This window comes from Parafannyhessea sp. (assembly GCF_051876455.1).
In the GTDB taxonomy this organism is placed as follows: Bacteria; Actinomycetota; Coriobacteriia; order Coriobacteriales; family Atopobiaceae; genus Parafannyhessea.
In genome coordinates, this window is the sequence record NZ_JBJEHW010000024.1 from 1 (window position 1) to 5,884 (window position 5,884).

Annotated in this window: 7 protein-coding genes; all 7 read right to left on the minus strand. The window is 66.6% G+C overall.

All coding sequences use genetic code 11. The annotated features are described in order from the left end of the window. The coding region (locus ACI38Z_RS00940) for a GTPase (RefSeq protein WP_439788319.1) at positions 1 to 597 on the minus strand (597 nt) is incomplete at its 3' end. Between the two features lie 143 nt (positions 598 to 740). Then, positions 741 to 989 (minus strand): 50S ribosomal protein L27, encoded by a 249-nt coding sequence (gene rpmA, locus ACI38Z_RS00945; protein WP_439788320.1) that lies wholly within the window; start codon positions 987 to 989, stop codon positions 741 to 743. Positions 990 to 1,029: 40 nt separating this feature from the next. Beyond that, a complete protein-coding gene (rplU, locus tag ACI38Z_RS00950; protein ID WP_439788321.1) occupies positions 1,030 to 1,386 on the minus strand; it encodes a 50S ribosomal protein L21 in 357 nt (118 codons plus the stop codon). A gap of 128 nt (positions 1,387 to 1,514) precedes the next feature. Continuing rightward, entirely contained in the window at positions 1,515 to 2,243 is a 729-nt protein-coding gene (locus ACI38Z_RS00955; protein ID WP_439788322.1) for a TIGR03936 family radical SAM-associated protein, read from the minus strand. Next, on the minus strand, positions 2,227 to 4,116 hold the full coding sequence (locus tag ACI38Z_RS00960) for a TIGR03960 family B12-binding radical SAM protein (protein ID WP_439788323.1): 1,890 nt from the start codon (positions 4,114 to 4,116) through the stop codon (positions 2,227 to 2,229). The genes ACI38Z_RS00955 and ACI38Z_RS00960 overlap by 17 nt, the downstream gene beginning before the upstream one ends. Position 4,117: 1 nt before the next feature. After that, positions 4,118 to 5,134: a hypothetical protein gene (locus tag ACI38Z_RS00965; RefSeq protein ID WP_439788324.1), complete on the minus strand. Its 1,017-nt coding sequence runs from the start codon at positions 5,132 to 5,134 to the stop codon at positions 4,118 to 4,120. 45 nt (positions 5,135 to 5,179) lie between these two features. After that, positions 5,180 to 5,884 (minus strand): FtsW/RodA/SpoVE family cell cycle protein (locus ACI38Z_RS00970; protein WP_439788325.1); only part of this gene is annotated, 705 nt, incomplete at its 5' end.

A 5,884-nucleotide genomic window follows, 5' to 3' on the forward strand; every position in this document is an offset into this window, starting at 1 on the left:
GAAGGGGTAGTCCGCGATCTTGGGCCTCGCTGCCGAAATCCTCGCGATGATCGAGCTCTTGCCCACGGACGGCATGCCCACGAGGGCGGCGTCGGCCATGAGCTTCATCTCGAGCTCGATCCAGTGCTCGACGGCCGGCTCGCCCTTCTCGGCGAAGGCCGGCGCGCGTCTGACAGAGGTGACGAAGTGGATGTTACCTTTGCCGCCGATGCCGCCCGGCGCGACGATCACGCGCTGTCCGGGGTGGGTGAGATCCGCGACGTCGAAGGCGGGCTCGAGCGTCTCGGGATCGAGCTCGTGCACGACGGTGCCTACCGGCACCTTGAGGACGAGGTCCTCTCCGTCCTTTCCGTGCTTGCGCGAACCCTTTCCGTGGGTGCCACGCTCCGCCCGGAAGTGGTGCTTGAACCTGTAGTCAATAAGCGAAGACAGCTGCGGGTCGGCCTCGAGTATGACGTTGCCGCCATGCCCGCCGTCTCCGCCGTCTGGTCCGCCCTTTGGAACGTGCGCCTCGCGTCGGAACGACATGCAGCCCGCGCCGCCGTCTCCGCCCTTCACGTTGATGCGACACACGTCAGTGAATGTGCTCGATGGCATGTTGGCCTCCTTTGACGCTTGCAATGTTAAGCCATCCCGCGCCCTCTCCCAATGGATGTGGCGTGTGGCTCGGCCGATGCATAAGAAAACACCCCAGGCCCTTCAGTCGGACCCAGGGTGCAATTCGCGAAGTAACCGTGCGACTAGGCAGTGCGGACGTGCACATAGTGCTTCTTGCCCTTGACGAACTCGACCGTGCCGTCGGCGAGCGCGAAGAGGGTGTCGTCCTTGCCACGACCAACGTTGTCACCCGGCGTGATATGCGTGCCACGCTGACGAACGATAATCTGACCGGTCTTCACGGCCTGGCCACCAAAGACCTTGGTGCCGAGGCGCTGAGCGTTGGAGTCGCGACCGTTACGGGAAGTACCCTGGCCTTTCTTGTGAGCCATAATCTACCTGCTCTCTATAACGAAGTAACTATAAGACGAACTACTCGGCAGCTTCCTCGGTAGAGGCAGACTTGGCAGCGGCAGTCCTGGTGGTCGGCATCGAAGTCACCTGGAGCTTGGTGAGGTTCTGACGGTGACCGTTGCAGCGGTGATAGCGCTTGCGCTTCTTGAACTTGACGACGAGGACCTTATCGCCCTTGTGCTGGTCGAGGACCTCGCAGGTGACCTTCTTCTTTGCGAGCGTGGCAGCGTCAACGACGGTCTTCTTGCCATCATTAAGCATGAGAACGTCAAGCTTGACCTTGTCGCCAGGCTGCGCATCGAGCTTCTCGACATCAATGATGTCGCCCTTGGCAACCTTATACTGCTTGCCACCAGTGGTAACGATTGCGTACATGTGTTAACCCTTCATTACTGGTTCTAGTGCAACAGCTGAACATATTACTAGCGTCCGACCGCACAGTCAACGGGGAAACAGCATCGACATGCAGCGCACGCGCCTAGCAAAGGATACCTGCGTTGGGGCTACTCTGCCCCCGTGGGCAGCGGCTTCACGAGATTGCCATCTTCCCCTTCGTGCCATTGGCCCGTTCGGCAGACCCTCAGCGGCACGTGGCGTGCAGCGCCGTCGCCGTCCGCGGGAAGCAGCCGCGACAGCGCCGTGTCGATGAGGATCTGCGGCCGCAGCGAGCCATCGTTCGAGGAACGCGTGTCGAGCAGGACGAGAAGGTCTTCTCCCCTGGTCGAGACGTCCCAACCGACGAGGGCCGACCCGAGGTCGATGCTCTTCTGCCGCTCGCCCCTCATGTAGTGGAGCTCGCCCGCGTCCCGCAGTCGGGAGAACGTGGAGTCGAGGTCGTCCGCCGTCACGACCGATGGCATGCGCACCTCCCACGAGGCTCGGTTGAGCCATGCCTCGAGGGCGGGGAGCTTCCTGGACACGTAGGTCGCGGCGTTGGGAGCGAGTCCGGAGGGCGTGGCAGCCTCGAGCATAGTGAGCGCCTCGCTGGGGTCGAGCCGCCGCGTGAGCATGAGGTCGTAGTACTCTCCCGTGGACGACGCGCCGACCGGCAGCGCCTGCGAGAACTGCAGCCTGATGCGACGCGCGAAGCCGTTGCCGACGGCAAAGGGGACTCCCGAGCGTCGTATCGAGCGGTTGATGGTACCCAGCACCTCGAGGTGCCCGAGGTAGGCAAGCCTGCCGTCCTTCTTGTAGCGGACCCGCAGGCGCACCTGGCTACTCGTGTCTGCCATGCCTGTCACCCACAATCGCAAGGTCGACGCCGAGCTTGGGGCAGACCCCGCAGCCCACGCAGCTCGTCATGGTGCAGTCGTCAGTCGTGACGCCCTGTGCCGCGCGACGCCACTCCCGCTTGAGGAAGCCCTGCGAGACCCCCGGCGAGGTGTGCTCCCACGGGAGCCTGCTCTCGAGCGGGATGTCCTTGGAGGCGATCTCGTCGAGGTCGAGGCCCAGCTCCGCGGCCGCGTCCTGCCAGCGCTCGAAGCTGAACTGGTCCGTCCAGGCATCAAAGCGGCAGCCGTGCCGCCAGGCGGCATAGATGAGGTCGAACCCCGCACGGCCCATCTTGGAGAGCACGGCCTCCACGAGCGAGACCTCCGCGTCGTGGTATGAGATCTTGATGGCATGGTCGGGGCAGGTGTGGAGTAGGAGCTGCTGCCTGCGGCGCACCTCCTCGAGCCCCAGCTGGCCGCACCACTGGAACGGCGTGTGCGACTTGGGCACGAAGACGGCGACCGAGATCGAGACGCTCACGCCGCTCTTGGGCCCCTTGCCCACGACGCTGCGCCCGATCTCGAGCACGTGGTCCGCGACGCTGTTGATCGCGACGATGTCGTCGTCCGTCTCGGTTGGCAGGCCCATCATGAAGTACAGCTTCATGCGGCGCCATCCGTTGCGGAAGGCGTTCTCGGCCGCGGTGTCTATGTCCTTCTCGCTCACGTTCTTGTTGATCACGTCGCGCAGGCGCTGGCTGCCCGCCTCGGGCGCGAAGGTGAGGCCGCCCTTCTTGGAGCCGCCGACCTCCGCCGCCATCTCAACGCCAAAGGAGTCGAGGCGCTGCGAGGGTATGGACACGCGCACGCCCTGGTCGCGAACGTCCGCGTTGAGCCTGTGCAGGATGGCCGCGCACTGCGAGTGGTCCGTGGTCGAGAGCGACGTGAGCGAGACCTCGTCGTGGCCCGTGAGCCTGAGCCCCTCCTTTGCGGCCTCGATCACCTGCTCGGCCGGCCGCTCTCGCACGGGACGGTACGTCATGCCCGCCTGGCAGAACCTGCACCCGCGGCAGCAGCCGCGCAGGACCTCGATGGCGAGTCTGTCCTGCACCACGTCCATGTACGGCACGATCCTGTGCGGAATCGGCTCCGTGCCCGCAAAGTCCTGCAGGCAGCGCTTGAGGACGACTTCCGGCGCGCCCGTGCCGGGCCTCGGCACGGCGTAGCCCCACCTGGTCGAGGTCTCGTCCACCACCACGTCGTACAGGCTCGGCACGTAGACGCCCTGGATGCGCGAGAGGTCGAGCAGAATCTGCGCCCTGGTCTTGCGCGCGGCGCGGCCGTCGCGCACGCAGCGGCACATCTCCACGAGGGCCTCCTCGCCATCGCCCAGGAGCACCGCGTCGAACATGGGGGCCACGGGCTCGCAGTTCCAGACCGACGGCCCGCCGGCGATGACGATCGCGTCGTCCTCCGAGCGCTCAGCGGCGCGCACGGGAATGCGCGCGAGGTCGAGCGCCTCCACGATGTTGGTGCAGGCCATCTCGTGTGCGAGCGTGAACCCCACCACGTCGAACGAGGCTATGGGAGAAGAGCTTTCCAGCGAGAGCAGCGGCACGTCATTGGCGCGCATCAGGTCGGCCATGTCGACCCACGGCAGGTAGCCGCGCTCGCACGACATGCCCTCCGTCCCGTTGAGGATGGTGTAGAGGATCGAGAGGCCCATGTTGGGCAGCCCGACCTCGTACACGTCGGGATACATGAGCGCCACGTGGAAGGGCCCGTCCTGCTCCTCGATGGCGCCCCACTCGTGGTCGAGGTAACGGGACGGCTTCTCGACCTGCCCGAGCAGGGGCTCGAGACGGTCGTAAAGGTCTTCTCGCCTGAGTCGCATGCTATGCCTCGCCAATCACGATGTAGCCGGAGGAGTCGCCCGGCTCCTCTGACCCGGCGTCGGCGGCGCTCCCAAGGAGGGCCTTGGGCAGCCTGCGCGCCTCGCGCGACACCTCTTCCTCGTGGCCGAACGCGACCTGATCCGCCCCGCGCCCCACCGCGGCGCGCACTCGCTCCGCGACGCCCTCGACGAGACCAGGCTGGTTCCTGACGCCCGCGACGGCCGCCGTGGCCACGGTGCCCGCATAGCCCACGGCCGAGCGCACCATCCAGCGCGGGAGCGGCAGCGCCGCCTCGAGCCCGCGCGCCACGGCGCGGTACGCGAGGCCCGCGCCCGCCACGCCCGCCACGTCCGCCACGCAGGAGAGGTCGACCCTCCTGCCGTTGGCGGCCGCGATGTCGAGCGCGAGCTTTGCCTGCCGCACGGTCATGATGGGGAAGTCCGCGCCGTGAATCACGTCGACCGCCCCCACGGCCGCGTTCTGGAGCGCGGCGTCCCTCACGAGCGAGCGCACCACGGGCTCTCGGCAGAAGGGGAAGTTCGCGGCAAAGGCTATGGCCTTCTCGCCTGCGACGTCCGCCACCCACTGCGAGAGGTTTGCGGAGAGGGCGTCCGCGCTCGACGCCGCGACCGGCGTGACGAGCGCCGCAACGGACTCCGGCAGGTCACCCGCGACGAAGTCGAGCGCCGACTCCACAACGACACACGTGGCGACGCCACACCTCGCGTAGCCCTCGGCCACACGCGAGGCCGCGTCCGCCTCGGGCCCCGCAACGACCACCACCAGGTCGCGGCTGCCGTCCGGCACCCCGCAGCCCGCGAGCGGGCGCACCTCCACGCTCGAGCTCTCCTGCTCGGGCACGAAGGCGTCGCGCACCGCGAGCACAACCTCGCGCGGGGCGCGCGAGTCCACTATGACCAGAAGGCTGACGGGGGTCGAGCGGCGTCTCTCGCTGTTGCGCCCCGCGCTCAGGACCTCCGCGACGTCCCGCACCGATACCCTACTCTTTCGCGCCATGCGCACCACCTTACATGGGACGGTTCACCTTACGCCGGAATGGAGCTAGCCGGCCTTCAGCTTATGATGCCACACGGACTGGACCATGCCCACCGCGGTTATCTGCACCAGCATGGACGACGAGCCAAAGCTGACGAAGGGCAGCGGGATTCCCGTGATGGGCATGATGCCAATGCACATGCCCACGTTCTGCAGCAGCTGGAACGACCACATCGTGGCGCAGCCCACGAGCACGAGTTTGCCAAACGGCGACTCGATCTTTCCCGCCAGGATGATGGTCGAGAAGATAAGCCCCCCGAAGAGCGCGAGCAGCAGCACGGAGCCGACGAAGCCGAACTCCTCGGCGAGAAGCGCGAAGACGAAGTCCGTGTGCGCCTCGGGAAGGAAGCCGCTTCCGGCCTGCGTCGCGTGGCCGATGCCCTTGCCGAGGAGCCCGCCCGAGCCCACGGCGATCTTGGCCTGCTGGAGGTTGTAGCCGTCGCCCGCCGGGTCGACTGACGGGTCAGCGAACACGATGAGTCGGTTGAGCTGGTACTGCTTGAGCGGGTGTGGCATCCCGGGAGTCATGGACATGACGACCACGAGCGCGCCGAGCGCCACGATGCCGCCTATCGTGACGAGCACCCACGAGCGCTTCGCCCCCGCGCAGATGATGATGGCGGCCCCGGTCACGAGGATGATGAGGCCCGTGCCGAGGTCGGGCTGCGTGAGGATGAGCAGGAACGGCACGCAGAGGAACCCACAGAGCTT

Bases quoted from the DNA above. Each gene is read 5' to 3' on its own strand.
- rpmA (WP_439788320.1), bottom strand. From the start codon at position 989: ATGGCTCACAAGAAAGGCCAGGGTACTTCCCGTAACGGTCGCGACTCC.
- rplU (WP_439788321.1), bottom strand. From the start codon at position 1,386: ATGTACGCAATCGTTACCACTGGTGGCAAGCAGTATAAGGTTGCCAAG.
- ACI38Z_RS00955 (WP_439788322.1), bottom strand. From the start codon at position 2,243: ATGGCAGACACGAGTAGCCAGGTGCGCCTGCGGGTCCGCTACAAGAAG.
- ACI38Z_RS00960 (WP_439788323.1), bottom strand. From the start codon at position 4,116: ATGCGACTCAGGCGAGAAGACCTTTACGACCGTCTCGAGCCCCTGCTC.
- ACI38Z_RS00965 (WP_439788324.1), bottom strand. From the start codon at position 5,134: ATGGCGCGAAAGAGTAGGGTATCGGTGCGGGACGTCGCGGAGGTCCTG.